The following is a 16380-nucleotide window of genomic DNA, read 5'->3' as shown; positions in this document are numbered from 1 at the left end:
AAGATGGATGACGCATGGCGAACCAGGTAGGTCTCCCGGCCGCGCTCTCGGAGTACATCCGGGAGTTCTCCCTGCGCGAGGACGAGGTCCTGCGGCGGCTGCGCGAGACGACGGCGGAGCTTCCCGCGGGCACCGCGATGCAGGTCATGCCCGAGGAGGGCCAGCTCCTGACGCTGCTGGCCGGTCTCACCCCGGCGAAGAGGATCCTGGAGATCGGCACGTTCACCGGGTACAGCACCCTGTGCCTGGCCCGTGCGCTCGCGCCCGGCGGACAGCTCGTCACCTGTGACATCACCGACCGCTGGGCGAGCATCGGCGCCGACTACTGGGCCAAGGCCGGCGTCGAGGGGCGGATCGACCTGCGCGTCGGCGACGCGGCCGACACCCTCAAGGCGATCCTCGCGGAGGAGGGCCCCGGCACATTCGACTTCGTGTTCATCGACGCCGACAAGCAGGGCTACCCGCACTACTACGAGATGGCGCTGACGCTCCTCGGCGACCGCGGCCTGATCGTGGTCGACAACACGCTGTTCTTCGGCAAGGTCGTGGACCCCGAGGCGCAGGACGTCGACACCGCCGGGATCCGCGCGTTCAACAAGCTGGTCCACGACGATCCGCGGGTCGAGATGTCGCTGGTCCCCATGGCGGACGGCATCACGCTGATCCGCAAGAAATCGCCCGCGGGTGAGTGAACGGGCCGGTGAGTGAGTGAACCGGCCGACGGATGGCTGACGGCGGGCCGGGGCTCGGCCCCGGCCCGCCCCGGCCGTCCGCGGAGGCTTCCCCGCTCAGGTGACCACCCGCGGTATGTACGCCGCGTGGGACCCGTCGGAGAAGCGGCGCAGTTCGACGCCGTACACCTCGGCGGGGCGGAGCTGCTGGCCGAGGAACGAGATGACCCGGTTGAATTCGGGCGGGAATTGGCTGGCCACAATGACCATACGGAGCCTGCCCAGGGCCAGATTCCCCTCGATCGTGCGCAGGAACGAGCCCTGGTCGATCGGATAGCCCATCTCCGCCAGCAAACCGTCCGCGGTGGTGTCCTGCAATTGCGCGGTGTACTCGAGCGAGCGCTGGAGTATGTGGAGCGGCCAGTGCCGGGCCCCGCTGCCCGCGTAGTCGAGAATTTTGGACAGCGCGCTGTGCGCGTTCCAGGTGTCGTGCGGTTCCACCACTTCGGCGAGAATCGGGACGCCCGTGGAATCGGCGAACAGATGAGTGGCGCTGAAGGAGTAGCCGTCCGTGTCCGGCATGATGTCCGAGGAGTTCCTGCGGATCAGCAGGAGCGGTGAGCCGGTCTCGTGGGCCTGCGTGGCCGTGGACATCAGGTCCGGATAGCGGACGAGAATCTCATGAAGTGGCGGCTCGGGTTGGGCCGCCGAGGGTGTGAGCTGCGAGAGCCCGGTGTCGTTCTGCAACACGATGCGTCGGTTCCACGTCTCGGCGCCCGATCCCGGAAGCGACTCGCGCGGGCGGGCATGTCTGCCGGAGGTGAGCTGTCCCGGGTCCACCGGCAGCAGCGCCGGACGCTCCATCCAGCTGTCGACCGGGACCAGGCAGGAATTCAGGATGAACGCCAGGGTCTTGTACGTGCCGGCGAGGGCCAGCAGTTCGAGGATCTGCTCCTCGCTGTAGCGCTCGGCGAGCTGCTTCCACGTGCCGTCCGAGATCGCCGACTTGGTGTGGAGTTCGTCGACCGCCGTGAGCAGGGCGGCTTCGAACGGCGTCCAGCCGGTGGCGTCCTCCGAGGCGGCTCGGGCGATCTCCGTCTCGGTCAGCCCGACGAAGAGCCCCGCCGCATGGTGATGCGCCCAGACGTACGACGCCTGTGAACGCCACGCCGTCCGCAGGATGACGAGCTCGCGCTCGCGCGGCGGGAGGATATCGCCCGCCACATGAGACATCAGCGGCTGCATCGCGGGCAGCAGCGTCGGGTGGTTGGCGATGGTCCGGTGGACGTTCGGCGGCGGCCGGTCCGCGAGGATCCCGTTCAGGGACTGGCTGACCTCCTGGAGGTAGACCTGGCCGGCCGGTGTGACGGCGAAGTCGTCCGCGTCCTGCGGATCGATCCTGGGCCGCATTTCCTCACCCTCGCGCTTGTGTTGTCACGTCGGCGTCTCGACGGACGCGCTGTCGGCTGTCGGGCAGCGGGCAGCTTGACGTTCGGCAGCTCTTTTCGGCCGACCCCGCCCAACGATAGGCGATTGCCCGGACGTTCAAACACCGGAGGTCTAGGCGAATTCTCAGCAACCTTCGCGTGCCTAAGGTGACGGGAATGACACGGAATGCATCCATGGCGGGGGAAAGAGGCGACGAATAGCCCCAAAGGGAGCGACACGCCGCTCCGTTGGCGGCTCAGGGATTTCTGCCGACCGTAGATGTACTGTTTCGCACATTGTTGATCACGACTTGAACGGCAGTCCGGTGTCGCCGGATTCTGGGGCCCCGGCGTGTGCCAGCACTTGCCGCTCCTGCCGAGCCCGTGAGGACGACGAGTGGGGAGCGGCACCATGAGCCGGCCTGAGTCCATATCCGCTGGCCGAATCCAGCAGCAGGACACCGCCATCGCGGTAGTGGGGGTGTCCTGCCGGCTGCCGTCCGCGCAGGATCCCGCGCGCTTCTGGCAGTTGCTGACCGGCGGGAGGAGCGCCGTGTCACAGGTGCCGCCGGGCCGCTGGACCGACGGCGAGGCGGCGGACCCCGGCGAGACCGGATGGGGTGCCTTCCTGGACGAAGTCGACCGTTTCGACGCCGAGTTCTTCGGCATCTCGCCGCGTGAGGCGCGGGCGATGGACCCACAGCAGCGGCTCGCGCTGGAGCTGGGCTGGGAGGTCCTGGAGGACGCGGGCGTCCTGCCCGCCGAGGTACGGGGCGAGGACACCGGCGTGTTCATCGGTGTGACCGCCGACGACTACGGCGTACTGGACCGGCGCAGGGGACCCGCGGCCATCGCTCATCACACCCTCACCGGACTGAACCGCAGCGTGATCGCGAACCGGGTGTCCTACTTCCTGGGCCTGCGGGGGCCGAGCCTGGTGGTGGACACCGGGCAGTCGTCGTCGCTGGTCGCGGTGCACTTGGCCTGCGAGAGCCTGCGGCGCGGGGAGTCGGCCACGGCACTGGCCGGCGGTGTGCATCTCAACCTGGTGCGGGACAGCGCGCTGGCGGCGGCCCGGCTCGGCGCACTGTCCCCGGACGGGCGCTGCTTCACCTTCGACGAGCGCGCCAATGGGTATGCCCGCGGCGAGGGCGCGGGGATGGTGCTGCTCAAACCACTGGCGAGCGCGCTGGCCGACGGGGACGAGATCTACTGCGTCATCGAGGGCAGCGCGGTGGGCAACGACGGCCCCGGCGCGGGCCTGACCACCCCCGATCCCGAGGGGCAGGGGGCGGTGCTGACGGCGGCGTGCCGACGTGCGGGGGTCGACCCGGCGGCGGTCCAGTATGTGGAGCTGCACGGCACCGGCACCCGGGTGGGCGATCCGGTGGAGGCGGCGGCGCTCGGCGCGGTGTACGGAGCGGACCGCGCCGCGGACAGCCCGCTGCTGGTCGGCTCGGCGAAGACGAACGTGGGGCATCTGGAGGGCGCCGCGGGCATCGTGGGCCTCCTGAAGGTCGTGCTGTCGCTGCGGAACGGCGAGCTTCCGGCCAGCCTGAACTTCGCCCGGCCCAATCCGCGGATCCGCTTCGACGAGTGGCACCTGGACGTGGTGTCGGTGACCCGTCCGTGGCCCTACCGCGACGGCCGTGCCCTGGCCGGAGTCTCGTCGTTCGGCATGGGCGGCACCAACTGCCATCTGGTGGTGTCCGCCACCGAGCCGACCGACATGGGCTCGGACACGGCGGACGGTGCCCCGGTGGCGGGTGGCGCCGTGCCATGGCCGCTGTCGGGCCGGACCCGGGACGCGCTGCGCACACAGGCCGCCCGCCTCGCCTCCCATCTGGCGGAGCACGAGCGGCTCGATCCGGTGGACGTGGGCTTCTCCCTCGCCACCACCCGGACCGCGTTCGACCACCGCGCCGTCGTCCTCGCGCCGGACCGGCCGGAGGCCCTGGGCGCGCTGGCGGCCCTGGCCGACGGCGAGTCCGCGCCGGGCGTGGTGCGGGGAGTGGCCGATGTCGAGGGCCGCACGGTGTTCGTCTTCCCCGGCCAGGGTTCGCAATGGGCGGGCATGGGTGTCCGGTTGATGGCGGAGTCCCCGGTCTTCGCCGAGCGGCTGGCCGAATGCGCCGCCGCGCTCGCGCCCCATGTGGACTGGTCGCTGCCGGAGGTGCTGCGACAGGCCGAGGGCGCCCCGTCGCTGGAACGGGACGATGTGGTCCAGCCCGCCTCCTGGGCGGTGATGGTCTCCCTCGCGGCGGTGTGGCGGGCGCACGGGGTGGTCCCGGACGCGGTGCTGGGCCATTCGCAGGGGGAGATCGCGGCGGCGTGCGTGTCCGGTGCGCTGTCGCTGGAGGACGCGGCCCGCGTGGTGGCACTGCGCAGCCAGGCCATCGTACGCCGCCTCTCGGGGGCGGGCGGCATGCTGTCGGTGGCGCTGCCGCGGGCCGAGGCCGAGGCGCGGCTGGGCCGCTGGGACGGCCGGGTGTCGATCGCGGCGGTGAACGGGCCCGGCTCGGTGGTGGTCTCCGGCGAGCTGGAGGCGCTGGACGAGCTGCTGACGGAACTCGCGGGCGCGGATGTGCGGGTGCGGCGGATCGCGATTGACTACGCCTCGCACTCGGCGCAGGTGGAGCCGGTGCGCGAGGAGCTGTCGGCCGCGCTGGAGGGCATCGCCCCGCGCCGGGCCGACGTGCCGTTCTTCTCCACGGTGACCGGCGAGTGGCTGGACACCACCGGCATGGACGCCGGGTACTGGTACCGCAATCTGCGGCAGACCGTCGCCTTCGAACCGGCCGTCCGGGAGCTGCTCGGCCAGGGCCACCGGGTCTTCGTCGAGGTCAGCTCCCACCCGGTGCTGACCCCCGCCGTGCAGGAGGCCATCGACGCGGCCGACGTCCGGGCGCTCGCCGTCGGCACGCTGCGGCGCGAACTGGGCGGGATGGACCGGTTCCTGAGCTGTCTGGCCGAGGTGTACGTGCGCGGGGTGCCGGTCGACTGGGCGCGGCCGTTCGCCGGGGCCGACGCCCGGCGGGTGGCCCTGCCGACGTACGGATTCCAGCGGGAGCGGTACTGGCTCCCGGAGCCCGCCGGGGGCGCCACCGCGGCCGTTCCGGCGGCCGTGGCCGAACACGCCACCGACCTGGAGCCGGAGCCGGAACCGGAGCCGGAGCGTGTCGAATCCGGCACTTCGTGGACCCGCCCCGACCTGGGGCGGCTGGTGCGCACGGAGACGGCCGTGGTGCTGGGATTCGCCTCCGCGGAGCGGGTGAATCCGGCGCGGTCCTTCAAGGAGCTGGGTTTCGACTCGGCGATGACGGTGGAGCTGGCGACCCGGCTGAAGGCCGCGACCGGGCTGCGAGTGCCCAACACCGTGCTGTTCGACCACCCCACGCCCGACGCGTGCGCGGACCATCTGGCCACGGAGCTCACCGGCCCGCTGACTGTCGGCGCGTCGCCCGCATCCCGCGCCGTCCCCGCGGACGACCCGGTGGTGATCGTGGGCATGGCCTGCCGCTACCCGGGCGGGGTGAACTCCCCGGAGGGACTGTGGGATCTGGTGTCGGGCGAAGTCGACGCCGTCTCCGACCTGCCCGCCAACCGGGGATGGGCGCCGGAGATGACGGCGGCCGGCAGGGCGGGCGGATTCCTCTACGACGCGGACCGTTTCGACGCGACGCTGTTCGGGATCTCGCCGCGTGAGGCGGAAGCCATGGACCCCCAGCAGCGGCTGGCGCTGGAGATGAGCTGGGAGGCGGTCGAACGGGCCGAGATCGCCCCGTCGTCCCTGCACGGCAGCCGGACCGGCGTGTTCATGGGCGCGATGGCCCAGGACTACGGTCCGCGCCTGAAGGACAGCTCCGGCGCCGCGGAGGGATATCGGCTCACCGGCACCTCGCCGAGCGTGCTGTCCGGCCGGATCGCCTACGCCCTGGGGCTGCGCGGGCCCGCGCTGACCGTCGACACGGCCTGCTCATCGTCGCTGGTGGCGCTGCATCTGGCGGCGCAGGCGCTGCGCAATGGCGAGTGCTCCCTGGCGCTGGCCGGTGGTGTCACCGTCATGTCGGAGCCCGGCACCTTCGTGGAGTTCGCCCGGCAGGGCGGTCTGTCGCCCGACGGCCGCTGCAAGGCGTACGCGGAGGCCGCGGACGGCACCGGCTGGTCCGAGGGCGTGGGCGTCCTGGTGCTGGAACGGCTCTCCGACGCGACCCGGGCCGGCCACCGGGTGCTGGCCGTCCTGCGCGGCTCCGCGGTCAACTCCGACGGCGCGTCGAACGGCCTGACCGCGCCCAACGGAGCCTCGCAGCGGCAGGTGATCGGCCAGGCGCTGGCCGGTGCCGGACTGGTCCCGTCGGATGTGGACGCGGTGGAGGGGCACGGCACCGGCACCCGGCTGGGCGACCCGATCGAGGCCCAGGCGCTGCTCGCCGCCTACGGGCGGGACCGGGATCCGGACCGCCCGCTGCTGCTGGGGTCGCTCAAGTCCAACATCGGGCATACGCAGGCCGCCGCAGGTGTCGCGGGCGTCATCAAGATGATCCTGGCGATGCGGCACGGCGTACTGCCGCGCACGTTGCATGTGGACGCGCCGTCGTCGCAGGTGGACTGGGAGGCGGGGGCGGTGGAGCTGCTCACCGGGCCCACCCTGTGGCCACCGGCCGAGCGGCCGCGCCGCGCGGGCGTGTCGTCGTTCGGGATCAGCGGCACCAACGCGCATGTGATCATCGAGCAGCCGCCACGGGACCGTACCGATGAGACCGCCGAGCGGCCCTCGGGCGGGCCGCGGTCGCAGACCGGGCCGGACGTGGTGCCGTGGCCGGTGTCGGCTCGTACCGAGGCGGCACTGGAGGCGCAACTGGACCGGCTGGCCGCGTTCGTGGCCGACACCGGCGCGGCGGCGGCCGACATCGGCTACTCGCTCGCGACCACCCGTTCCGAGCTGGAGCATCGAGCGGTCCTCCTGGCCGCGACGGACCATACGGGAGACGGCGACACGCGGCCCGTGCCCATGAAGGTGGCCGAGGGCATGGCGGGGGACCCCGGCCCGCTGGTGCTGCTGTTCGCCGGTCAGGGCGCCCAGCGGCTGGGCATGGGGCGCGAACTGCACGGTCGGTTCCCCGTGTTCGCGGCGGCGTGGGACGAGGTCTGCGCGTTGCTGGACGGCGAGCTGGAACGGCCGCTGCGGGAGGCGGTGTTCGGCGACGACGCGGAGCTGTTGAACCGCACCGAATACGCCCAGCCCGCGCTGTTCGCCCTCGAAGTGGCCCTCTACCGGCTGGTGGAGTCGTGGGGGACGGCACCGGATCTGCTGGTCGGGCATTCGGTCGGCGAGATCGCGGCGGCCCATGTGGCCGGGGTGCTGTCCCTGCCCGACGCGTGCACCCTCGTCGCCGCCCGCGGACGGCTGATGCAGGCGCTGCCCGAAGGCGGCGCCATGGTCGCGCTGCGGGCCACCGAGGACGAGGTGGCCGCGCTGCTCACCGGCTCCGGGGACCATGTGGGACTCGCCGCGGTCAACGGCCCCGAGGCGGTGGTGGTGTCCGGGGAGGCCGACGCGGTCGAGGCCATCGCGGACCGGTTCGCGGCCGACGGCCGCAAGGCCACCCGGCTGCGGGTCAGCCACGCGTTCCACTCCCCGCTGATGAGGCCGATGCTGGACAGCTTCCGCGCGGTCGTCGAGGGCCTGGCCTTCGGCGAGCCGCGCATCCCGATCGTCTCGACCGTCACCGGTGAGCGGATCGCCGCGGAGCGGATCCGTACCCCCGACTACTGGGTGCGGCACGTCAGGACGACGGTGCGGTTCGCCGACGCGGTCGGCGCCGCGGCGCGGGCCGGTGCGCACACCTTCCTCGAACTGGGCCCGGACGCCACGCTGTCGGTGCTGGCGCAGGACGCCCTGCCCGATGTGGCGCGCGTGGAGGCCGTGCCGCTGCTGGGCAAGGACCGCGACGAGGAGTCCACCGCGCTGGCGGCGGCCGCCCGGCTGTATGTGCGGGGCGTACAGGTGCGGTGGGCCGAGCTGTTCACCGGGACCGGCGCGCGCCGGGTCGCGCTGCCCACCTACGCGTTCCAGCGGGAGCGGTACTGGACCGCGCCCCTCGGCAACACCTCGGCGGGCGCGGTCCCGGCCGGGCTCGGCGGTGTGGCACATCCGCTGCTGGGCGCGGTCGTGGAGCTGCCCGAGACCGGTGGTCTGCTGTGCACCGGGCTGCTGTCGGTGGCGGCGCAGCCGTGGCTGGCCGACCATGTGGTGGCCGGTCACAAGACCTTCCCCGGCGCCGGATTCATCGAGCTGGCGGTGCGCGCGGGCGACGAGGCCGGCTGTGGTCTCGTCGAGGAACTCACCCTGGCCGCCCCGCTGGTGCTGCCCGGGCAGGACGACGACGGTGTGCGGATCCAGGTCGCGCTCGGCGGCCCCGGCGACGGCGGCCGACGCACCCTGGCCATCTACGCGCGGCCCACCGACACGCCGGACGCGCCCTGGACGCGGCACGCCACCGGCACGCTCGCGCCGGGCACACCCGGTGCCGGTGCCGGTGCCGGTGTCGGCGCTGGTGCTGGTGTTCGTGCCGCGTCGGCGTGGCCGCCCGCGGACGCCGTACCCGTCGACCTCGATGACTTCTCCGAGCGGCGGCGCGAGGCCGGGCTCGCCCACGGGCCGTCGTTCCGGGCCGTCCGGGCGGTCTGGCGGGCCGGGGACGAGGTGCTGGCCGAGGTCGTCCTCCCCGAGCACCTCGCCTACGAGGCCGATGCCTTCCGCCTCCATCCGGCGCTGCTGGACGCGGCGCTGCACCTCGCGTCGTGGACCGGGCCCGACGGCGGGGCGCGGGCCTCGGCTCGCTCCGAGGTGTCGACCTGGTCCGGGGTGTCCCTGCACGCCGTGGGCGCGTCGGTGCTGCGGGTGCGGCTGCGCGCGACGGGCGAGGACACGGTCACGCTCAGCGCGGTGGACACCCAGGGCCATCCGGTGGTGTCGGCGCGCACGCTGACGCTGCGTACGCCGGACGTCCACCGCACACCGACCACGGCGGCGCGGCCGCTGCTGCGCCTGGACTGGCTGCCCGCCCCGGTGCCGGAGGCCGGTGGGCACGACCCGGTGAGCGCCGCGGAGGCGGTGCTGGTCCCGGTCGCCGCACCGGCCGGTGTGCCGGTGCCGGAGGCGGTCCGTGCGGTCACCGCGTCCGTACTCGAGACGCTGCGGCACCACCTGAACGACGACACAGGCGACACAGGCGACACAGGCGACACAGGCGACACAGGCGACGCGGACGACGCGGACGCGACCGGCGGGAGCCGGCCCGCTCGCGTGGTGTTCGTGACCCGAGGCGCGGTGGCCACCACCACCGGTACGGCCCCTGACGTGGTGGCGGCCGCGGTGTGGGGGCTGGTGCGGTCGGCCCGGCAGGAGAGCCCCGACCGGTTCGTCCTGCTCGACCTCGACCCCGCCGAGACCGGGGATCCGGTGGCGGCCGCCACCGGGGCACTGCGTGCGGCGCTGGACTGCGATGAGCCCGAACTAGCGGTGCGCGCCGGGGAGTTGCTCATCCCTCGGCTGGCTTCCATCGGTGCCCCGGACCCGTCCGCGCCGGGCACCGTCTGGGGTGGTGACGGCACCGTGCTGGTCACCGGCGGGCTGGGCGGTCTCGGCGCGCTGGTGGCCCGGCACCTGGTCACCGCGCACGGGGTGCGCCACCTGGTGCTGGCCGGCCGTCGCGGCGCCGGCACCGAGGGTGCCGACGCACTGGTGGCCGAGCTGACCGGGCAGGGCGCGCGGGTGACCGCCGCCGCCTGCGACGTCTCCGACCGCGCGGCCGTGGCCGCCCTGCTGGCGGCGATCCCGGCCGAGCATCCGCTGACCGGTGTGGTGCACGCCGCCGGTGTGCTCGACGACGGGTTGGTCGGGGCGCTGACCCCCGATCGGCTGGACACGGTGTTCCGTCCGAAGCTGGACGGCGCCTGGCATCTGCATGAACTGACCCGCGACCACGATCTGACCGCGTTCGTGATGTTCTCGTCGGTGTTCGGTGTCCTCGGCAACGCGGGGCAGGCCGGTTACACCGCGGCCAACGCGTTCCTGGACGCGCTGGCGCGGCGGCGGACCGCGGCGGGGGTCGCGGGCCTGTCCATCGGCTGGGGGCTCTGGCCGCAGAGCGGCGGTATGTCCGCCGGGCTGAGCGCCGCTCAGCTCCGCAGGATCGCCGCGGCCGGGCTGCCGACGCTCACCGTCGACCAGGGACTGGCCTGCTTCGACGCCGCGGGCGCGGTGGGCGAGGCGTCCGTCCTCGCCACCCGCGTCGACCGGGCCGCCCTGCGGGCGCGTGGCACCGTGCCCGCCGTCCTCCGCGGCCTGGTCCCGGTCGGCTCCGTCCGCCGGGCCGCCGCCACCGGTGGCGGCTCCGGCCTGCTGACCGGGCTGACGGCCGACCGGGCCCGGGACACCCTGCTCCAGCTCGTCCGTGAGCAGGTGGGTTCGGTGCTCGGGCTCGCGGGTCCGGCGGCGGCCGGGGGCGGGCGGACGTTCAAGGACATGGGCTTCGACTCCCTGACCGCCGGCCAGTTGCGGGACGGCCTGCGCAAGCGGACGGGCCTGAGCCTGCCCTCGACCCTGATCTACGACCATCCGACACCGGAGGCCCTGGCCGGTCATCTGTGGGCCGAGCTGGGCGGCGAGCCCGACGAGCGGCGGGGGAGCGCCGTACCGGCCGCGGTCACGGCCGGTGGTACGGGAGCCGGGGCGGCCGACGCGGAACCGATCGCGATCATCGGAATGAGCTGCCGTTTCCCCGGCGGGGTGCGCTCGCCCGAGGACCTGTGGGAGTTGCTGACCGAGGGCACGGACGCCATCTCCCCGCTGCCCGCCGACCGCGGCTGGGACGCGGGCGCGTACCACCCCGACCCGGAGCGGACGGGCACGACGTACTCGGCGGCGGGTGGCTTCGTCGACGGCGCGGGCGAGTTCGACGCGGCGTTCTTCGGCATCTCCCCACGGGAGGCGGTCTCGATGGACCCGCAGCAGCGGATGCTGCTGGAGCTCACCTGGGAGGCGTTCGAACGCGCCGGGATCGACCCCGCGTCCCTGCGGTCCAGCCTGACCGGCACCTTCGTCTCGGCGACCGCCCAGAGTTACGGCACGGGGGTGTCGGCGGACTCCGACGGCTACCAGCTCACCGGCACGCTCCCCAGCGTGCTCTCGGGCCGTCTGGCCTATCTGTTCGACCTCCACGGGCCGGCCGTGACGGTGGACACCGCCTGCTCGGCGTCCCTGGTCGCGCTGCACATGGCGTGCCAGTCGCTGCGCTCGGGGGAGAGCACCCTGGCCCTCGCGGGCGGTGCCACCGTGCTGACCGGACCGGACCTGCTGGTCTCGCTGAGCAGGCACCGGGTCATGGCGCCCGACGGACGGAGTAAGGCGTTCGCCGAGTCGGCGGACGGCATGGGCATCGCCGAAGGCGCCGGTCTCCTGGTGCTGGAGCGGCTCTCGGACGCGGTCCGCAACGGCCACCAGGTGCTGGCGGTCGTGCGCGGGTCGGCGGTGAACTCCGACGGCGCCTCCAACGGGCTGACCGCGCCGAGCGGGCCCGCGCAGCAGCGGGTCATCCGCCAGGCCCTCGCCAACAGCGGTCTCGCGGCGTCCGACGTCGACGTGGTCGAGGCACACGGCACCGGCACCGCACTGGGCGATCCGATCGAAGCACACGCGCTGCTGGCCACCTACGGCCAGGACCGGGGCGACAACCCGCCGCTGCTGGTCGGCTCGGTCAAGTCCAACATCGGACACACCCAGGTGGCCGCCGGTGTCGCGGGTGTCATCAAGATGGTGATGGCGATGCGGCACGGCGTCCTGCCGAAGACGCTGCACGCCGCCGAGCCGTCCTCCCGTATCGCCTGGGACTCGGGCGCGGTCGAGCTGCTGACCGAGGGGGCACCGTGGCCCGACCTCGGCCGTCCGCGGCGGGCCGCGGTCTCCGCGTTCGGCATGAGCGGGACCAACGCCCACGCCGTACTGGAGCAGGCCCCGGTGTCCACCGGCCCGGTCCCGGATCCGGTAGGGGACGGGCCGGTGGCATGGCCGCTGGCGGGCAAGTCGGCCGGAGCGCTGCGCGCCCAGGCCGCGAAACTGCTCGCACATCTGGACGCCCATCCGGGGGCGCGTCCGGTGGACATCGGACATTCCCTGGCCACGACCCGTGCCGCCTTCGAACATCGGGCGGTGCTGGTCGGCGAGGACTCCGTGGCGCTGCGCGGAAGCCTGGCGGCCCTGGCCGAGGGCACCTCGGATCCCGCGGCGGTGCGCGGCACGGCGTCCGAGCGCGGCCCGGTGGTCTTCGTCTTCCCCGGTCAGGACGCGGCGTGGGCCGGGATGGCGGCCGAACTGCTCGATGTCTCGCCCGTCTTCGCCGCGCGCGTCGCCGACTGCGAGGCGGCTCTGGCCCCGTACCTCGACTGGTCGCCCACCGATGTGCTCCGCGGTGAGCCCGGCGCGCCGCCGATCGAGAAGCGCCCCGATGTGCTCCAGCCCGTGCTGTGGACGGTCATGGTCTCGCTCGCCGCGCTGTGGCGCTCGTTCGGTGTCGAGCCCGCCGCCGTCGTCGGCCACTCCCAGGGCGAAGTGGCCGCCGCCTGCGTCAGCGGCGGCCTGTCGCTGGACGACGGTGCCCGCGTGGTGGCGCTGCGCAGCCGGCTCATCCACGAGCGCCTGTCCGGACGCGGCGCGATGATGTCGGCGATGGCATCGCCGGAGCGGATCGGTGAGTTGCTGGACGAGGTGTCCGGCGCGGTGTCCATCGCGGCGGTCAACGGACCGAAGACGGTGACCCTCTCCGGCGATTCGGCCGCCCTCGACCAGGTCGAGCGCGGTCTGTCCACCGCCAGGATCATGCGCTGGCGGCTGGCCGGGGTGGACTTCGCCGCCCACTCGGCCCATATCGACGAGATCGAGGCCGAGTTGCTGGAACTGCTGGCTCCGGTGCGGCCCCGGCCGTCGGAGGTGCCGTTCTACTCCACGGTGACCGGGGGCCGTCTCGACACCGAGGAGCTGGACGCCCGGTACTGGTGCCGGAACCTGCGGCAGACCGTGTCCTACGCCGAGACGATGACCGGTCTCCTGCGCGACGGCTACGGGGTCATGATCGAGGTCGGCCCGCATCCGGTGCTCGCGGTCGGCACCAGCGAGCTGATCGAGGACGCGGGCAGCCCGGCGGTCACGCTGGGCACCCTGCGCCGGGACGACGGCGGATGGGACCGGGTCCTGCGCTCGCTCGGGGAGGCGTACGCCCACGGCGTGCCCGTCGACTGGACCAGGGCGCTCCCCGGCGGCCGCACGGTCGACCTGCCCACCTACGCCTTCCAGCACGAGTCGTACTGGATCGCCCCGCCCGCCCCGTCCACCTCGCCGACCGGCACCGCCGAAGGCGCCGACCAGCCGCTGTGGACCGCCGTGGACCAGGGAGACAGCGCCGCGGTCGCCACGCTGATCGGTCTCGAACCCGAGAGCAAGGGCGCGCTCGACTCGGTGCTCCCCGCGCTGTCGGCGTGGCGCCGGCGGCAGGACGAGCACACGTTGGCCGGCCGACGGCGCTACCGGACGGTGTGGACACCCCTGCGCGTCCCCGCCGGTCCCGCACTGACCGGAACCTGGCTGGTCCTCACCACCGGCTCCATCGACGACACGGATGTGGTGGCCGCCCTGACCGCACACGGCGCCCAGGCGCGCCGTGTCGTCCTCGACGGGACCCGCACCGGCCCGGAGGCGCTGGCCGCACAGCTCGCCGACGTCGGCCTCGACCGGGTGGCCGGGGTGGTGTCGCTGCTCGCGGCCGCCGAGGACGCGGACAGCGGCGAACCGGCGCTGCCCGCCGGTCTGGTACTCAGCGTGTCGCTGGTCCAGGCGCTGATGGCGGCCGGGGCCGAGGTGCCGCTGTGGACGGTGACCCGCGGCGCGGTCTCCACCGGACCGGCCGACCCGGTCCGCGACCCTCGGCAGGCGATGGTCCTCGGACTCGCCAGGACCGCGGCCCTGGAGGCACCGTCGCTGCGCGGCGGTCCCGCCGACCTCCCCGAGCGCCTCGACCCCGAGGCGGCCGGGCGGTTCGCCGCGCTGCTCTCGGCGGACCCGGGGGAGGACCAGGCGGCGGTGCGTCCCTCGGGCGTCCTCGTCCGGCGACTGGTGCGGGCACCGGCACGAGCCGACTCGCCCGGCACCTGGACGCCCCGCGGCACGACCCTGGTCACCGGCGGCACCGGGGCGCTGGGCGGCCGGGTCGCCCGATGGCTGGCCCACCAGGGCGCGGAGCACCTGGTGTTGATGAACCGTCGTGGCCCGGCGGCACCGGGCGCGGCGGAGCTGGTGGCGGAGCTGACCGCCCGGGGGACGACCGCCGAGGTGGTGCCCTGCGAGCTGACCGACAGGGGGGCCGTGGCCGACGTGCTCGACCGGCTCTCGGCGGACGGCCATCCGGTGCGCGCCGTGGTGCACACGGCCGGGACGAGCCCGCTGGGCCCGCTCTCCACGGCCGGCCCCGACCACTTCGCCGAGGCGCTGCACACCAAGGTGGCCGGCGCCGCGCACCTCGACCAACTGCTCGATGACACCGGCCTGGACGCCTTCGTGCTGTTCTCCTCGATCTCCGGCGTCTGGGGCATCGGCCACCACGCCGCACAGGCGGCGGCCAACGCGTATCTGGAAGCGCTGGCCTCCCAGCGCCGCGCCCGCGGCGCCCGTGCGACGGCGATTGCCTACAGCCCCTGGGAGGAGGCGCGCGGGCGGATGAGCGAGCACGACCGCGAGCGACTCCTGCGCAGCGGAATGTCCTTCCTCGACGCCGACCTGGCCCTGGCCGCGCTCGCCCAGGCGCTGCATGAACAGGAGACCGCGCTGACGGTCGCCGACATCGACTGGGACCGCCATCTCCCCGTCATCACCGAGGCCGCGCCCCGCCCGTTCTTCAGCGAGCTGCCGGAGGCAGCCAAGCTCACCGAGCCCGAACCCGCAGGCGGACACGGCGACTTCACGGCACGGCTGCGGCGCCTGCCACCCGCGGAGGCGCGGCGACTCCTCCTCGACCTGGTGCGGAGCGAGACCGCGGTCGCCCTCGGCCACTCATCCGGCGAGGCCATCGAGGAACACTCCGCCTTCCGCGACCACGGCATGGACTCGCTCGCCGCCATCGACCTGCGCAACCGACTCGCCGCCGCGATGGGCACGACACTGCCCAGCACCGTCGTCCTCACCCACCCCACCCCGGCCGACCTGGCCGGTCATCTCCTCGACCACCTCGCCACGCCGCGGGCCGAGGACCATGGCCCCGTCGCGAACCCGACGACCGATCTGGTCGCCCGCCTCCACCGCGACGCCGTGCGGACGGGCCGCAGGAACGAGGCCGAAACCCTGCTCCTCGACCTCGCCGCCCTCCGGCCCAAGAGCACCGGGCCCATGCCATCCACTCTGGACCGGCTCACCACCGGCACCTCGGGCACCCGGCTGGTCTGCGTGGCCCCCATCGTGCCCCTGACCGGACCCGACACCTACTTCGCCCTGGCCGGGGCGCTCCCCGACACCTGGGACGTCTCCTGCCTGACGCCCCCCGGCTTCGGCGCCGACGAGCCATTGCCCGCCACTCGCGAAGCCCTCGTCGAAGGGCTCGCCCAAGCCGCGGCCGCGAGCACCACCGACCCCCTGATTCTCCTGGGCACCTCGTCCGGCGGCATCCTCGCCCATGAGACCGCCCGCCGTCTCGCGGATCAGGGGGTGCCCGTACGGGCCGTCGTCCTCCTGGACACCTACATCCTGGAATCCCCCGCCGCCCGCGCCCTCCAACCCCACCTGTGGCACGGCCTGTACGAGCGCGAGCACCACACCGGCGGCTTCACCGCCACCGACCTGTCCGCCTACGCCTGGATGGAACGGCTCATCCACACCTGGACCCCCGCACCCACGCCCTTCCCGACCCTGCTCCTGCGCGCCTCGGACCCGCTCCCCGCAGCACCCGGGGCGGACCCGGTGCCGCACGACTGGCAGACGGACCTTCCCCACCTCACCACCACCCGCACCACTGCGGGCAACCACTTCACCCTCGTCAACCAGCACGCCCCCGCCGCCGCCGGCCACATCACCGACTGGCTCACCGAGCTGGGGTGAACGGCTTCTCCGGGCGGGGACGGGGGATGGCCCCGTCCCCGCCCGTGGTGCGTACGCACCAGGACAGGCGCGTGGCTGGTCCGGGCGCACCAGGCGAAGACGGCGGCGGGAGACGATGCCCGGCGGGGCGCCGGAAGGAAGG

3 protein-coding genes are annotated in these 16380 nt (G+C 73.7%); 2 read left to right on the top strand and 1 reads right to left on the bottom strand.

Annotated elements, in window-relative coordinates:
* Window positions 1-14: 14 nt before the first annotated feature.
* Window positions 15-692, top strand: coding sequence for a class I SAM-dependent methyltransferase (locus AS97_RS12480; RefSeq protein WP_059146939.1), 678 nt, complete (start codon window positions 15-17; stop codon window positions 690-692).
* Window positions 693-788: 96 nt separating this feature from the next.
* Here AS97_RS12480 and AS97_RS12475 read toward each other — a convergent pair whose 3' ends face one another.
* On the bottom strand, window positions 789-2081 hold the full coding sequence (locus AS97_RS12475) for a carboxymuconolactone decarboxylase family protein (RefSeq protein ID WP_086709908.1): 1293 nt from the start codon (window positions 2079-2081) through the stop codon (window positions 789-791).
* Window positions 2082-2510: 429 nt separating this feature from the next.
* Between AS97_RS12475 and AS97_RS12470 the strand changes: the two genes are divergently transcribed.
* On the top strand, window positions 2511-16238 hold the full coding sequence (locus AS97_RS12470) for a type I polyketide synthase (protein ID WP_210564898.1): 13728 nt from the start codon (window positions 2511-2513) through the stop codon (window positions 16236-16238).
* The last annotated feature ends 142 nt before the right edge of the window (window positions 16239-16380 follow it).

Origin of the sequence: Streptomyces sp. AgN23, assembly GCF_001598115.1 — a bacterium.
GTDB lineage: Bacteria > Actinomycetota > Actinomycetes > Streptomycetales > Streptomycetaceae > Streptomyces > Streptomyces antimycoticus.
This window is presented reverse-complemented; position numbering and strand designations above follow the sequence as displayed.

Bases quoted from the DNA above. Each gene is read 5' to 3' on its own strand.
- AS97_RS12480 (WP_059146939.1), top strand. From the start codon at position 15: ATGGCGAACCAGGTAGGTCTCCCGGCCGCGCTCTCGGAGTACATCCGG.
- AS97_RS12475 (WP_086709908.1), bottom strand. From the start codon at position 2,081: ATGCGGCCCAGGATCGATCCGCAGGACGCGGACGACTTCGCCGTCACA.
- AS97_RS12470 (WP_210564898.1), top strand. From the start codon at position 2,511: ATGAGCCGGCCTGAGTCCATATCCGCTGGCCGAATCCAGCAGCAGGAC.